Origin of the sequence: uncultured Legionella sp. (genome assembly GCF_937871865.1) — a bacterium.
Lineage (GTDB): Bacteria > Pseudomonadota > Gammaproteobacteria > Legionellales > Legionellaceae > Legionella.
In genome coordinates this window covers 1-14,610 of sequence record NZ_CALMPD010000024.1, presented here as the reverse complement: position 1 = coordinate 14,610, position 14,610 = coordinate 1, and the positions used below count along the sequence as shown (strand labels likewise).

The following is a 14,610-nucleotide window of genomic DNA, read 5'->3' as shown; positions in this document are numbered from 1 at the left end:
AGAGCAGGTCAATCAGTGGCTCTTACTTGCGAAAATGAGCGTGGCTATTCTTTTGGCAATGAATCGATAAATTCATTTACTTGTTTTGGAGATAATTCATAAGATTGTCCACGAGTAAGGAATCTGGGCATGGTAAGCGTGCCGTAACGTATCCGGATCAGTCGACTTACTTCAAGGCCTTGTGATTCCCATAGACGTCTGACCTCTCGATTCCGCCCTTCGGTAAGCGTTACATGGTACCAGCTGTTGCTGCCTTCCCCTCCTCTGGATTCGATATTGATAAATTGTGCCATACCATCATCAAGTGCCACACCCTTTTGTAGATTCTTTAGTGCTTCGGGGCTTACCTGACCATGAACTCTTACTGCATATTCACGCTCTAACCCATATTTGGGATGCATTAATTGATTAGCTAGCTCACCATTATTAGTGAAAACCAACAAGCCAGAGGTGTTCAGATCCAGGCGACCAACCTGTATCCATCGACCATTTCTACAATGTGGTAAATTGTCAAATACTGTTTTCTCAAATTTAGGATCATTTCGGCTGGAAATTTCCCCTACAGGCTTATGATAAAGCAGTATTCTTGTATTTTGCTTTATTTTTAAGGGATTATGAATCAGTTTGCCTTTGACAGTTATTTTATCAAGTGGGCCTGCTGAGTCACCTAATTTGACAGGCTTGCCATTCACTTGAATCCAGCCATTTTCAATCCACCGTTCCATTTCTCTTCGTGAACCAAGGCCTGCCTGGCTTAGTATTTTTTGTAACCTTTCGCTGCTCATTCAGTAATACACTCTTCATTAAGTTGGTTTGCTGTATGCAATGTCAATGTTTCCATTACTTCAGGTAAAGATGGAAGTTCATGTAAATAGTTTAGATTAAAATAATTTAAAAATTCTTTAGTTGTAGTATATACAGCTGGCTTCCCAGCAACATCCTTATGGCCTGCAATACGAATCCATTCCCGTTCCATCAGGGTTTTCATTATGTGGCTGTTCACTGCCACACCACGAATTTCTTCAATGTCCGCACGTGTTACAGGTTGCTTATAAGCAATTATTGCCAAAGTTTCAAGTAAAGCACGGGAATATTTGCCGGGCTTCTCTATTTGTAAGCGAGCAAGCCACTGGCTGTATTCAGAACGGGTTTGTACTTGATAACCGCCAGCAACCTGAATTAATTCAAAGGAACGCCCTTCATAATCAGCCTTCAATTGCGCCATAACATTTTTTAAGAGAGCCAGTTCCGGTCTTTGCCACTCATCAAATACTTCCTGAATTTTATCCAACGGAAGTGGCTCATTGCAACTTAACAGCAATGCTTCAATAATTTTTTTTAATTCAGATTCATCCATATTAGGCAGCCTGTAAATGAATAGGAGAAAATGCCTGAGTTTGAGTTATCACGATTAATGACTGCCTTGCTAATTCAAGTATGGCCAATAAGGATACAACCAATCCCATTCGTCCTTCCTCAGGAGTATATAACTGCGACAACTCCAGTATTTTATTTTCTTGCAATTTAAGAAGGATCATACTCATTCGTTCACGCACCGACATCGTCTCTCTGGCTATCTGATGGTGAGCAAGGTGTACTTCTCTTTGCAATAGCCCTTTCATGGCATCAATCAGATCTTCCATACTCACTTCAGGATGAACTTTAATCGCTTCAATTTCATCCGGATTAATTTGAATTACAAAATTATCACGGTTTCTTCTTGGAAGCGCATCAAGCAATTGAGCCGCCTCTTTCATTTGTTCATAAGCTTGTAATTTTCTTACTAATGCCATTCGAGGATCTTCCTCTTCCTCATCTTCCGGATTTGTTGACGTTGGCAATAATAATCTGGATTTAATTTCAGCAAGCATGGCAGCCATCAATAAATAATCAGCCGCAAGTTCCAGCCTTCTGCATTCCATTAACTGAATGTATTGCAAGTATTGTCTGGTAATACTGACAATTGGGATATCGAGTATGTCTATATTCTGTTTACGAATGAGATACAGAAGCAGATCTAATGGTCCGCTGAACGAATCAAGTAAGACCTCCAGAGCATCTGGGGGGATAAATAAGTCATCAGGGACCTGAGTAAGTTCTTTACCATCAACAATTGCTTTAATCTCAGGTCTGACAGATAACTCAACATTCATTTTAGTAGTCCAGTCCCATGACTTCTCTGACTGTATTCAATGTTTTTATCCCTTCTTCCCGCGCGGCTTCACTACCTTCCGACACAATGCGTTTAACCGAGCCCAGATCAGATTCATAGTCAGCAATGGCTGTCTGAATAGGTTTCAGCTCCTGGTTAATCGCGTCGATAACCGGACGCTTACAATCAATGCAGCCTATTCCTGCAGTTCTACATCCTTTTTGCACCCACTCTTTAACATCCTCTTTAGAGTATATTTTATGAAATTGCCAAACCGGGCACTTTTCTGGCTCTCCAGGATCCGTACGCTTTACTCGAGCAGGATCTGTAGGCATGGTTAATACTTTCTTTTCCACTTGAGCCGGTTCTTCCCGTAACATAATAGTATTATGATAGGATTTAGACATTTTTTGTCCATCAGTACCTGGCATTTTTGCTGTTTCAGTAAGCAGCGCGTGTGGTTCTGTCAATATAATTTTGCCGCTGCCATCGAGATATCCTAATAAACGCTCTTTATCTCCTATAGAAAGATTCGATTGATCTTCTAAAAGAGCCTGAGCGGTCTTAATTGCCTCATGCACTCCATGTTCCTGGAATTGTCTGCGTAAATCACTGTAGATTTTTCCATTTTTCTTGCCCATTTTCTTTATGGCAGCGATGGCTAGTTCTTCAAAATTAGCTTCTTTACCATAAATATGATTGAAGCGACGCGCGATTTCCCTAGTTAATTCGATATGCGCAACCTGATCCTCACCAACAGGAACATAATCAGCATGATAGAGCAACACATCAGCACTTTGTAATAATGGATAGCCCAAGAATCCATAGGTCGCCAAATCCTTTTCTTTTAGTTTTTCTTGCTGATCTTTAAAACTGGGGACTCGTTCTAACCATCCCAAAGGAGTAATCATCGATAACAGCAAATGCAGTTCAGCATGTTCCGGCACCCAGGATTGAATGAAGATTTTGGAATGCCCTGGATTTACTCCACAAGCAAGCCAATCAATAATCATTTCCCAAAGATGTTTTTCAATAAAATTAGTGTGTTCGTATTGTGTAGTAAGACCATGCCAATCAGCCGCAAAAAAGAAACAATCGTATTGATGTTGTAGTTTTATCCAGTTTTTTAATACACCATGGTAATGTCCCAGGTGCAATCTTCCACTCACACGCATTCCAGAAACAACTCGTTTGTTGGAAGTAAATAATGCAGACATCAATTTCCTCTTTAAATTGAAAATAAAACAAAATCGTACACAAATACTACAAAATACCTGCTGAGCAGCATTTAGAATGGACGCTCAGCAGTAATTGAATTATCTAAATGGTTCAGGATCTCCTTTTCCTTCTCTGAGAATCACAGGATAATCCCCGGTCAAATCAACCACCGTTGTTGGTTCATGACCACAATTGCCGCCATCAATGATCAAATCAGTCTGATCTCCCAAAAGATCTTTAATCGCTTCAGGCTCACTTAATGGAGCGCTAGCTCCCGGAAGAATCAGCGTTGTACTCATTAATGGTGCTTCCAGGCTTTCTAGCAAAGAAAGAGTAATCGTATTATCGGGCACTCTTAACCCTAATGTTCTTCGCTTAGGATGCAGCATCAAACGGGGCACTTCGTGGGTTGCATTCAAAATAAAAGTATAAGATCCCGGTGTAAATGTTTTTAAAAGCCTAAATATTGGATTAGAGACTTTTGCATAAGTACCCAGCTGTGATAAATCACGACAAACCAACGTCATGTTGTGATTTTTATCTAATTGTCTTAATCGCCTGATACGCTCCAAAGCCGATTTATTACCAAGGCTACAGCCCAGTGCATAGCCGGAATCGGTTGGATAAACGATTAAACCACCCTCTTCAATAATCGAGACCGCTTTTCTAACCAAGCGCGCTTGTGGGTTATCAGGATGTAACGCATAAAACTGACTCATAAAGTCCCCTGTTAAATGTTCCAATCTTGCCAAATAGGCGTACAGTTTACTGGTAGTTGTTGTTGACGTCCAAGGCTTATCCTCGATGCCGCATCACTATGATAATCTGAACCAGAGGATGCCAGCAAATTAAAGCGCATGCAGGTTGCTGCCATTTCTTTAATCTGACTTACATTCATTTCCCCTGAGACTACTTCCATCCCTACCCCTCCAGCATCTTTAAACTCTTTGATTAACTCATGCAATTTTGAACGCGTCAATCCATATTTAAGAGGATGAGCAATTACGGCTTGTCCTCCTGAAGCGACGATCCCTTCAACTGCTTCAGGAATGCTTATCCATGGAGTAGGAACATAGGCACTTTTCCCTCTGCCCAAATACTGCCGGAATGCTGATTTCATATCTCTGGTTTTGCCTTCATTAATTAATAACTGAGCAAAATGCGGACGACCAACTCGAGTATGCCCCGCGAGTTCACAGGCTTTAGCATAAGCATTTTCAATTCCAGATAATTGCAAAGCTAATCCGATTTGCTCTGCTCGTTCGATACGGCTGTTATTTTGCTTCAGAATCAAATTATTTAATTCAGTAGTATGTTGAAGTTGATAGCCAAGAATATGAATATCATATTTTTTCCAGCGAGTACTCAATTCAATACCATTAACAATGGTGATACCACTATTTAAAGCAGCCTGATTTAATTCAGCATAACCAGTCACAGTGTCGTGGTCAGTAAGCGACAAACAGTTCAGTCGTTGATTCTGTGCTTTTTGAATTAACTCTGCAGGGCTTAACGCGCCATCAGAGAAATAACTATGGCAATGAAGATCTATCATAAAATACTTATAACTTCTAAAACAAAAATTATAACATATTTATAGGATTAGTTAGACAGACTCACGAATATAGTATAGCCGGGTTATTTTTTTATACATCAAATCGATCGCAAAAAGCTCGATAAGCACCAACAACAAAAAAAGAACTGCTGTTGTGGCTTGGTATACCGAAATGAAATGATCTTGCTACCTGAACAATTTCGAATTACTTGCAGTAAGTGCCTCTTTTGAACTATTCTTATTGTATGTTTAGTAATTAATAAATCACTTTGAGCAGTACATTGATCAGCAACATTGTAAAATTACCTCTTCTTAGCAATCAGGAACTGGCCAACTTGTGTGGTGTTTTACATAGCAACGTCAAATTTCTTGAAGATAAATTTAACGTATCCATCCAAATCAAGCATCAAACGCTTCAGGTGCAAGGACAATCAGAACAAAATATTGCAGAAATTGAAAAAATATTTACTTTGTTGTATCCCTTGTCCAAACACCCTATAGACAGCGCTACCATTCGTGCATTAATCAATGAGGATTATCAATCAGCCATGACGCATCATATTAAATTATCTCGCAAATCCATTTCAGCACGGAATAATAAGCAGGCTGCATTTCTGGATTCAATAGATAAATTCGATATTACTTTCGCTGTTGGACCAGCCGGAACAGGAAAAACATATCTGGCCGTATCCAAGGCAATAGAGAGCTTTGAAAAAGGAGAAGTTCAACGACTGATTTTTGTAAGACCAGCAGTAGAAGCTGGAGAAAAATTAGGATTTCTCCCTGGCGATTTGGTTGAGAAAGTTCTCCCTTATTTGCGGCCAATTTATGATGCTCTGTATGAAATGGTCGGATTTAAAGAAACTCAGAAGTTAATACAAAGCGACATCATTGAAGTATTGCCTCTGGCATTTATGCGAGGACGTACTCTGAATGAGTCCTTTATTATTCTGGATGAAGCTCAGAATACAACGATTATGCAAATGAAAATGTTTCTTACCCGGATGGGATTTGGATCAAAAACGGTAATTACAGGCGATACGACGCAGGTAGATCTACCCAAAGGAATTGACTCAGGACTCGAACATGCCATTCGTTTATTTAAGAACATACCTGACATCAGTATTCATACTTTTACTAGTCGTGAAGTAGTACGCCACCCATTAGTATCAAAAATTGTTGATTGCTATGACAATGAATATTCTGGAACCAAGAAATGACCTATCATATAGACATACAAAATGCAGCGCCAAATCCCATCCCCCTAACGGATGATGATTTAACAAAACTCGCTAGTCTGGCACTTAGAGATCACCAGAAAGATGCGGAATTAACCATTCGTCTGGTTGATGCGGAAGAAATGATTTATCTAAATAATTCCTATAGAAAACAAAATAAAACCACCAATGTGCTCGCGTTCCCAAGCGCCCTTCCTGAAGGCATTGAGCTGGAATTTCCTCTTCTTGGCGATGTTATTATTTGCCCGGAAGTGCTACTTGAAGAAAGCAGACAACTGGCTAAAACAATTGATGAACATTGGGCTTTGATTGTAATTCATGGTGTATTGCACTTATTAGGATACGATCACATCAATGACGATGATGCAAAGATTATGCAAGGTATTGAAATTAAATTACTAACTGAACTAGGATACGGTAATCCTTATGACATAGAAGGAAGTAATCTTGAATAAAGAGGAAGAAAGCGGTTCGTGGTTTGTCCGATTGAAGCATTTTATTCAAGGCGAACCACAAAATCAGGAAGAACTGGTCAGTTTGTTGCGAGACGCGCAGATCCGATCGCTGATCAACTCAGAGACTCTTGCAATGATTGAAGGCGCCATTCTTTTTTCTAAAATGCGTGTCCGAGACATCATGCTTCCTAAGAATCAAATGGTTTATATTAACCAGGATGATGAGTACAAAGACATTATTCAGGTTGTAACCCAGACAGGACATTCCCGCTTTCCAGTAACAGGTGAAAATCCCAATGAAATCATAGGTATTCTTCACGCGAAAGATTTACTTCGCCATCAACCCGATGCCGCAGAATCCTTCGATTTACTCGATATATGCCGACAGGTTACTTTTGTACCGGAAAGTAGAAGGCTAGACAGTTTACTCAGCGAATTTCGCTCTAACCGAAATCATATGGCCATAGTCGTTGATGAATATGGTGAAGTTTCAGGATTTGTTACCATCGAAGACATTATCGAGCAAATCATTGGCGATATTGAAGATGAATTTGATATTGATGAAGATGCTTATATAAAAGTTCATGACGATCATTGTTATATCATTAAAGCCCACACCCCAATTGAAGAATTTAACGAGCAACTTCAGGCTCAATTTAGTGATGAGACATACGACACTATCGGTGGTATAGTAATGAATAATTTTGGTTATTTGCCTACGCGCGGTGAAGTAATCAACATAGATAACTTTGAATTTAAAATAATTAATGCTGATGCACGAAGAATTAAATTATTAGAATGTATTGATAAGCGAATTTCAGATAATCCAAATACACCTGTTGAAGGATAACTAATAGATGAATAGCACTATTCTCATAATTGATGATGATACAGAGCTCACCGATTTATTAGCACAATATCTCGAACCCGAAGGATTTACTGTTGTCTGTGTGCATGATGGCGAAAACGGTGTTAAAAAAGCACTCAATCATGTATTTGATGCCATAGTCCTGGATGTTATGCTTCCCAAACTGAATGGATTTGAAGTACTAAAAGCAATCCGGGAACATTTAGAAACTCCCGTTTTAATGTTAACCGCACGCGGCGATGACATCGATCGCATCGTTGGATTAGAAATTGGAGCGGATGATTACCTCCCAAAACCTTGCAATCCTCGTGAACTGGTTGCCAGACTAAGGGCTATATTAAGACGCACCCAAAAAATCCCAACGCCCCGGCCTATTCTGGAGCAACATAACATTGTAGTTGATTGTTCCAAGCGACACGTAACGATGGCAGGAAAATTTCTCGAACTCACGAATGCAGAATTTAACATTCTGGAAATGTTAATTAAATCTCCCGGTCAGGCATTCTCAAAAGAAGAATTGACAGAATATGCATTAGGAAGAAAATACACCGCATATGATCGTAGTATTGATGTACACATCAGTAATTTAAGAAATAAATTAGGTGATAATCCCCAGGGAGAACCTATAATAAAAACAGTGCGCGGGTTTGGATATATGTTTAATGCGTAGTTTGTATTGGAAAATATTCATTTCGTTTTGGTTAGCATCTGTTTTAATTATTTTCACCACTGCCTGGGTTACCAGTCATATTACACAAAAATCTTATCAGCCAGCGCGCGAAGAAATGTTTATGGACAGCTATGCCAATGCGGCAGTAGCTACTTTTGAATCGGGCCAGCAATCTGCCTTGTTAAAGTGGCTCAATCAAATTGGTGTTTCTCAGCATATGTCCATTTTCTTATTATCCAATATGGGAGAGATCATTGGAACACAAACTCCTCCAGAACAGGTAAAGTTAATATCTAAAAATCTGATGAATGATGAACTGCCTAGTGAAGGGATTTTTAAATCAGGAAAGTTAATAGTAAGTCATGAAATATTATCTACTTCGGGTAAGTATTATCGCCTTGCTGCAGTCAGTGAAAAACCAATATCCCATTTTATCCAGATCCCTTGGGCTGGACTTACAATACGCCTGGTACTGGCCATTGTCATTAGCGGGTTGTTCTGCTATTTACTGTCACTTTACCTAACCAGGCCTCTGCGTACCTTAGGTATGGCGGCAAAATCAATTGCAATAGGAAAATTCAACACGCGAGTAGGCCGTTTCAGGGGCCATAATAAAGATGAAATTGCCGAGCTCAGCAATGAATTCAATCGTATGGCTGAACAATTAGAGACATTGATAACCTCAAAAGAAAGACTGCTCCAAGACATTTCTCATGAGTTACGCTCTCCTTTAGCACGCTTAAATATCGCAATCGAGCTAGGAAAGAATAAAACCAGACAACTAGCAGATCCAGAGTTTAATCGTATGGCGCTCGAGAGTTCCAGATTAAATGAATTAATTGGCGAAATTCTAGAGTTTGCCCGGCTGGAAAAATCGACCACTGATTTGGATATAAAAAAAATAAATCTTGAACTTTTACTTTCAGATATAGTTAGAGATGCTAATTATGAATTTGAAAAAGACTCAGTTAAGATAGAAATGCATAATATCTCACCCTGCGAATTATTAATTGATAAGCGATTAATCCATAGAGCAATAGAAAATATCGTACGCAATGCATCACATTATTCGCCCAAAGAACAGTTCGTTAGTATCTCAACCCATTACAATGATACGCGTGAACAAATCTACATCGATATAAAGGATAAAGGGCCTGGAGTGCCAGGAGATCAATTAGAGACAATATTTACCCCATTTTATCGTGTAGATACCTCGAGAACGAAAAAAACAGGAGGATATGGTTTAGGTTTGGCCATTGCCGCACGAGCAGTTGCTCTGCACCATGGCACTATCGTCGCCAATAATAATCCGGACGGTGGATTAATGGTAAGAATAACTCTACCGCTTTATCCCCCCAAAGATCCTGCTTAACCCTTAGTTAAAATTATCCTCTTAATTCTGTTCGTTGCTGATACTCACCTTTAACATCTTTTTCCAGATGTGGACCCAAAGCCTTCTCCATTTGTGTTTTTAGTGATGGATCAACATTTTTTTTATTTAAGAACCCTTTGCCCAGAGTGATCAAATCACTATCATTTGGGTTCTTGGTGATTGCATTGACCAACTCATTGACTTTGTCGGCTTTCATATTTGCTTTAAATTTTTTATATTCATCTCTTGCTATGTTGATGTCAGCTTTATCAATTTTGTCAAAGCCACCTTTTTTTGCAGCCTGTTGGCAGAGCAATATACCATGCACATTGGAACTTGAATTTGCTATAGTACAATTATCGACCTTTTGCCCCTTTTGCTGAATGGAATGAATAGGCTTCTCACCATTGGTAACCTGCGCAATTTGGTTTTTAATCTCATCATGTGACGTACCGTTATGAAAGCCATTCATCATATTGTTGATAAACTTGGGATTAACCTTATTCAGATCATCTACACGATAGATTTGTGTACCATACTCACTTGGATCAGCACCTAAACCACGATTAGTATAAACAAGATAGCCCGATTTAGACCCCGGACCATCTGGCACAATAGAAAGCCCCATCGCATGACCATCACAACTGACGGGTATGGTTGTTAATTTCCCACTTTGAATACGAGCAGACATTTCAGCGCCTGCCTCAGGATTACGCTGAGGTGTACTATTAGAAAAAGCAGCGCTCTTATTGGAGAAATGAAACGCGTCAGCAATTTCCTTAAAACTCTGATTACCAGGATTGCTTTGGGCATGGTTTGTTACCGCATCCGTCATGAGTTGATAAGTTGGAGCAATATGGCCATATTGAGAAGTGGTACCGTCCTGACTTGTCATCTCGATACCTAAAACCAATCCAAAATATTTAACAGGATGCAACTTTTCCGAAGCTGTCGGGACACTTAGTCCAAATTCTCTCCCCGCTTTACTGTCACTGGCTATATCTAAAACTGCCCGTTCAATCGTCCCGATTTTAGCACCAGCATCCATTAACGCCTGAGCTCCTGTAAAATTTTGCTTTTGTATCATGTATTGTAATGGGCTTTGTCCATCACTATTAATTACTTTATTTAATGCCACAGGTAATTGAGAAAAACCTACTCGTTCTGCTGCTTCTGCTAAATTACTCTCGAAATGACCTTTTTTATGTAATGCTTCCATCATTAGGTTAAAAAACCGATCGCTAATGATTTTAGCTGCATTTAACCGTTCCATCTCGACAGCAGCTTTATTCATTGCCAATTGATCTGACGCGACTTTATCAGCATAAGCTTTATCTGATGCAGATTTTTGCCTTAGAGCCATCTCTTCAGTTGGGGCGCTTTCTGCTTTCCCATTCTCCAGTTCTTTATATAAATCTTTTAGTTGCTCTTTAAGAGAAGAAGAACCATCAGGCATTTTACCAAACATATACAAACCTCAGAACGTAGGTACACTATAACTTATTATATATTCCAGCATACAATCTGTCCAAAATTTAAATAAGATTTTGCGAGAATAAAGGAATATTTTACCTTAAAGTAGCAATATGGATTTGTGCCTCAAAAATAAGTATTATGTTCAAAATAATTATAAGTGGATTTCAGGTCAGTGATACACCCCAGAAAACTCGGAAAACTCAGTAGTACATTCTTTTTATTAGGTTTTATTATATCAAAAATTCAGTATTTACCCGTCACTATTGTTTCTTCGTTCTTTCATATTATTGCTCTCGGATGTTATTTTTTAGCCTATGGCGCATGGTTTATTTCAAGCCACTTTCAGCCCAATCAGGAAAACAATACAGAAGAATGGTATGGATTCGCTCAATTCAAAGAACAGTTTTTATATGCAGCTACGATGGGACTTATCGCCTCATTAATAAGCATTTTGGCAATTTTTTTTCCTGTATTGATTGTTCCAGCATCCTGGCTTTTTTTTTCAAGCAATATTTTTTGGACTATCGGTGAATATAATAAATTGCAGAACCCGCCCGAATCTGATGAAAATTATTCACACAGCTACCAAAGTACCTATTTGGCTTATGCCATGACTATGGCTGCGACTGGTCTAACTACAGCACTAAGCACTACATTAGTCTTTATCTTTCCAGCTATAACCGTTCCGATAATTATAACAGCTACGATTATCAGTACAGGCTTAGGAGTATTAGCCACGGAATACTGGCTGGATTATACTTTTGGAGATCATAAAAAGACTCCATTATCTCCTCATAGTTATAACTATATGAATAAATCACTTGGGAACATACAAACCCAACAAACAGTACAGTCACCACAGCCATACCATGGAGCTGAACTTCTAAAATGTGCTCGGATTAAGACTGTTCAGAACGAAGAGAGCAAAGTTGATATTGATTTATCAAATCAGGCTTTTACTCCGAGACAATAATTTAGTATATTCTGCACGCCGATTAAGAGATACATAATGGATAAATTAATTTCTACAATGATAACCAAGGCTCATAATTCATTGAACTATGCCTATGCGCCCTATTCTAAATTTAAAGTTGCATCCTGTATCTGTACAGATAAGGATAATTTATATACAGGTGTCAATGTAGAGAATGGTTCTTATGGTTTAACCATCTGTGCTGAAGCCTCTGCTTTATGCAATATGGTAACAGCCGGCGAACAACGGATTAAAAGCATCGTACTTTTAGCTGAAAATAATTTACTCTGCTCGCCATGTGGTGCTTGCAGACAACGAATATTTGAATTTTCAGATTCCAGTACCATGATTCATTTATGTAATAAGGATTCAATACTTAAAAGCATGACAGTTAATGAACTGTTGCCCTTGACCTTCGATTTTAAACCCTGATTTGGATAATAGAATGACTCATCCAGTAACTAATAAAAACCCAGCTCATGTAGCAGCTGACTATATAAAAAAATTACATCCCACGTTTACTCCTTCTGTTGGAGTGATCTTAGGTTCAGGACTTGGACAGTTTGCTGAAGAACTTGAAAATGCTGTTTCAACAAACTACGAAGATCTCCCCGGATTTCCTGTTACCACAGTAAAAGGGCATGGTGGAAAATTGATTTTAGGTTATTGTGGGGACATAGGAGTTGTATGCCTTCAAGGAAGAGCTCATACCTATGAAGGCCTCGAAAATTATGAGTCGGTTAAAACTTATGTAAGAACCTTAAAAGTATTAGGATGCAATTATTTTATTGCAACAAATGCTTCAGGATCGCTTAGGGAAGAGGTTGGTCCTGGAGAGTTAATGCTTATAACTGATCATATTAATTTGCAGCCAAGCAATCCGCTGATTGGACCTAATGATGATGAGTTTGGACCAAGATTTTACCCACTGGATAACGCCTACGATCAAGACATGCGGGGAGATCTGTTGGCAATTGCTCAGAAACACTCGATTAAATTAAATCAAGGAGTATACATTTCTGTATTAGGACCACATTATGAAACAGCTGCTGAAATAAGGGCGTTTCAAATATGGGGAGCCGATGCAGTAGGTATGTCTACAGTACCAGAAGTTCTTGTTGCCAATCACTGCGGCATGAAAGTAGCTGTTATTGCAATGATTACAAATTATGCTACTGGTCTTGCCAAAACGAGCCATAGTCACGACGCGGTAGTGCAAATGGCTTCAGGAGCGGCAATAAAACTGAATACTTTGTTAAAACAGTATATTCTGGAATTATCGTGACCTTTGAAACCAATTTAACGACTATTTTAGAACAGCTTCTTTCCTACCCATCGATTGACGCTGTGTCTAAAGAGCAGTTAATACCCACACTGGATCTGACTCTCCTTGAGTCAGATGCATCCGATGAATCATTGGCATTATTAAACAATAGAGCCAAAGCTCATCGCGTAGCAGCCGTATGTATTTTCCCGCAATATTTACCCTATTTCCATCGTTCATCAATACTTCATGTTGCAACTGTAGTCAATTTTCCACATGGCGCTAATGAATTAATTCAGAGTCTGACTGAAATAGACAATGCAATACAATCAGGTGCCAATGAAATTGATTTCGTATTTCCTTACCAGATTTATCTTGGCGGTGAAAAACAAAAAGCATTAAATCAGTGTGATGTGGTTATTCAAGCATGTAAAAAACATGAAGTAACCATAAAAATTATCATAGAAACAGGTGCCTTTTCAGATATTGAAAAAATATATCACATCAGCAACGAATTAATAGCAATAGGTTGTGATTTTATAAAAACCTCTACCGGTAAAATTCCACAAGGCGCATCGCTGCCAGCTGTTTTTGCCATTTTAAGCGCTTTGAAAGAACATCCAGATACCACCTGCGGAATAAAAATATCTGGAGGAGTTAAAACAACAAAACAGGCGCAAGACTATGCCCACCTAGCAGAACTAATGCTTGGGAAAAAAATCAATAAGCAGTGGTTTAGAATTGGTGCCAGCAGTTTGTTAAATGAATTACTCAATAGCAAATAGAAGAATTATTGATGCATTTAGATTTCCTAAATTTTGATTAAAATTCAGGAGGAATTCAGCTAAAATGGCAAAGTAATTTAATTAATATCAATTGGAGTCTAAATAACCATGAAGACTAAAGCCGTATTTAAATCCATTATCGTAGTTCTAATTGGTCTTGTGTTAACAAGCTGCAGTAAAGATCTACCTCCTGGTGAATATGATGCTAATGAAATCGGAAAAATAAAAAAAGTAATTCCTGGAACCATTATTTCCAAACGACCAGTTAATTTACACAGACAAAATACAGAAACCAATGAGAACCAATCAAAAGGAAGTAACTTCATTGATGGAGGTTATAACCAAACCCGCGGTGTTGAATATGTAATCAAATTAAATTCAGGCAGCATCATTTCTGTAGTACAGTCAGAAGACTTAAGATTGAAAAACAAACAAAAAATCCTGGTTATCTATGGCAGACATACTCGAGTCGTAGCGGATAACGGAAGTGACGTATATTAAGTTATAATTGGGCTTTGGCCAACAAAGCCCAGGGCAAGAGCATCAAAGTTTAAAAACCCATCAATTTTTCTCTATAGTGATCA

17 protein-coding genes are annotated in these 14,610 nt (G+C 38.7%); 10 read left to right on the top strand and 7 right to left on the bottom strand.

Features of this window, described 5'->3' with window-relative positions:
• Positions 1 to 44 precede the first annotated feature (44 nt).
• The 6 genes from rluB to Q0495_RS01410 all read right to left on the bottom strand — a co-directional run bounded on the left by rluB (position 45) and on the right by Q0495_RS01410 (position 4,925).
• A complete protein-coding gene (rluB, locus tag Q0495_RS01435) occupies positions 45 to 785 on the bottom strand; it encodes a 23S rRNA pseudouridine(2605) synthase RluB (protein ID WP_298622312.1) in 741 nt (246 codons plus the stop codon).
• Entirely contained in the window at positions 782 to 1,357 is a 576-nt protein-coding gene (gene scpB, locus Q0495_RS01430; protein WP_298622311.1) for an SMC-Scp complex subunit ScpB, read from the bottom strand. Before scpB ends, rluB begins: the two co-directional genes overlap by 4 nt.
• Position 1,358: 1 nt before the next feature.
• A complete protein-coding gene (locus Q0495_RS01425; RefSeq protein WP_298622310.1) occupies positions 1,359 to 2,153 on the bottom strand; it encodes a ScpA family protein in 795 nt (264 codons plus the stop codon).
• Position 2,154: 1 nt separating this feature from the next.
• Positions 2,155 to 3,369, bottom strand: coding sequence for a tryptophan--tRNA ligase (locus Q0495_RS01420; RefSeq protein ID WP_298622308.1), 1,215 nt, complete (start codon positions 3,367 to 3,369; stop codon positions 2,155 to 2,157).
• 99 nt (positions 3,370 to 3,468) lie between these two features.
• Positions 3,469 to 4,089, bottom strand: coding sequence for an L-threonylcarbamoyladenylate synthase (locus Q0495_RS01415; RefSeq protein WP_298622306.1), 621 nt, complete (start codon positions 4,087 to 4,089; stop codon positions 3,469 to 3,471).
• 11 nt (positions 4,090 to 4,100) lie between these two features.
• Positions 4,101 to 4,925, bottom strand: coding sequence for a PHP domain-containing protein (locus Q0495_RS01410; protein ID WP_298622304.1), 825 nt, complete (start codon positions 4,923 to 4,925; stop codon positions 4,101 to 4,103).
• A 269-nt stretch (positions 4,926 to 5,194) separates the two neighbouring features.
• Between Q0495_RS01410 and Q0495_RS01405 the strand changes: the two genes are divergently transcribed.
• The 5 genes from Q0495_RS01405 to cpxA are packed head-to-tail and all read left to right on the top strand — an operon-like array spanning position 5,195 to position 9,528.
• The gene (locus tag Q0495_RS01405; RefSeq protein ID WP_298622302.1) at positions 5,195 to 6,145 is read left to right on the top strand and encodes a PhoH family protein; all 951 of its coding nucleotides are present in this window, start codon (positions 5,195 to 5,197) and stop codon (positions 6,143 to 6,145) included.
• The gene (gene ybeY, locus Q0495_RS01400; RefSeq protein WP_298622300.1) at positions 6,142 to 6,618 is read left to right on the top strand and encodes an rRNA maturation RNase YbeY; all 477 of its coding nucleotides are present in this window, start codon (positions 6,142 to 6,144) and stop codon (positions 6,616 to 6,618) included. The genes Q0495_RS01405 and ybeY overlap by 4 nt, the downstream gene beginning before the upstream one ends.
• On the top strand, positions 6,611 to 7,468 hold the full coding sequence (locus tag Q0495_RS01395) for an HlyC/CorC family transporter (protein ID WP_298622298.1): 858 nt from the start codon (positions 6,611 to 6,613) through the stop codon (positions 7,466 to 7,468). The genes ybeY and Q0495_RS01395 overlap by 8 nt, the downstream gene beginning before the upstream one ends.
• A 7-nt stretch (positions 7,469 to 7,475) precedes the next feature.
• Positions 7,476 to 8,156: a two-component system response regulator CpxR gene (cpxR, locus tag Q0495_RS01390; protein ID WP_298622296.1), complete on the top strand. Its 681-nt coding sequence runs from the start codon at positions 7,476 to 7,478 to the stop codon at positions 8,154 to 8,156.
• Positions 8,149 to 9,528: a two-component system sensor histidine kinase CpxA gene (cpxA, locus tag Q0495_RS01385; protein WP_298622294.1), complete on the top strand. Its 1,380-nt coding sequence runs from the start codon at positions 8,149 to 8,151 to the stop codon at positions 9,526 to 9,528. Before cpxR ends, cpxA begins: the two co-directional genes overlap by 8 nt.
• A gap of 13 nt (positions 9,529 to 9,541) precedes the next feature.
• Here the strand turns inward: cpxA and ankD are convergent, their stop codons facing one another.
• On the bottom strand, positions 9,542 to 10,996 hold the full coding sequence (gene ankD / locus Q0495_RS01380; protein WP_298622293.1) for a Dot/Icm T4SS effector AnkD/LegA15: 1,455 nt from the start codon (positions 10,994 to 10,996) through the stop codon (positions 9,542 to 9,544).
• A 180-nt stretch (positions 10,997 to 11,176) separates the two neighbouring features.
• Between ankD and Q0495_RS01375 the strand changes: the two genes are divergently transcribed.
• The 5 genes from Q0495_RS01375 (at position 11,177) to Q0495_RS01355 (ending at position 14,527) form a co-directional block, all read left to right on the top strand.
• Positions 11,177 to 11,977: a hypothetical protein gene (locus Q0495_RS01375; protein ID WP_298622292.1), complete on the top strand. Its 801-nt coding sequence runs from the start codon at positions 11,177 to 11,179 to the stop codon at positions 11,975 to 11,977.
• Between the two features lie 36 nt (positions 11,978 to 12,013).
• Positions 12,014 to 12,409 (top strand): cytidine deaminase, encoded by a 396-nt coding sequence (gene cdd / locus Q0495_RS01370; protein ID WP_298622290.1) that lies wholly within the window; start codon positions 12,014 to 12,016, stop codon positions 12,407 to 12,409.
• Between the two features lie 13 nt (positions 12,410 to 12,422).
• Positions 12,423 to 13,262, top strand: coding sequence for a purine-nucleoside phosphorylase (locus tag Q0495_RS01365; protein WP_298622289.1), 840 nt, complete (start codon positions 12,423 to 12,425; stop codon positions 13,260 to 13,262).
• On the top strand, positions 13,259 to 14,026 hold the full coding sequence (gene deoC / locus Q0495_RS01360; RefSeq protein WP_298622287.1) for a deoxyribose-phosphate aldolase: 768 nt from the start codon (positions 13,259 to 13,261) through the stop codon (positions 14,024 to 14,026). The genes Q0495_RS01365 and deoC overlap by 4 nt, the downstream gene beginning before the upstream one ends.
• Positions 14,027 to 14,134: 108 nt before the next feature.
• Positions 14,135 to 14,527 (top strand): hypothetical protein, encoded by a 393-nt coding sequence (locus Q0495_RS01355; protein WP_298622285.1) that lies wholly within the window; start codon positions 14,135 to 14,137, stop codon positions 14,525 to 14,527.
• The last annotated feature ends 83 nt before the right edge of the window (positions 14,528 to 14,610 follow it).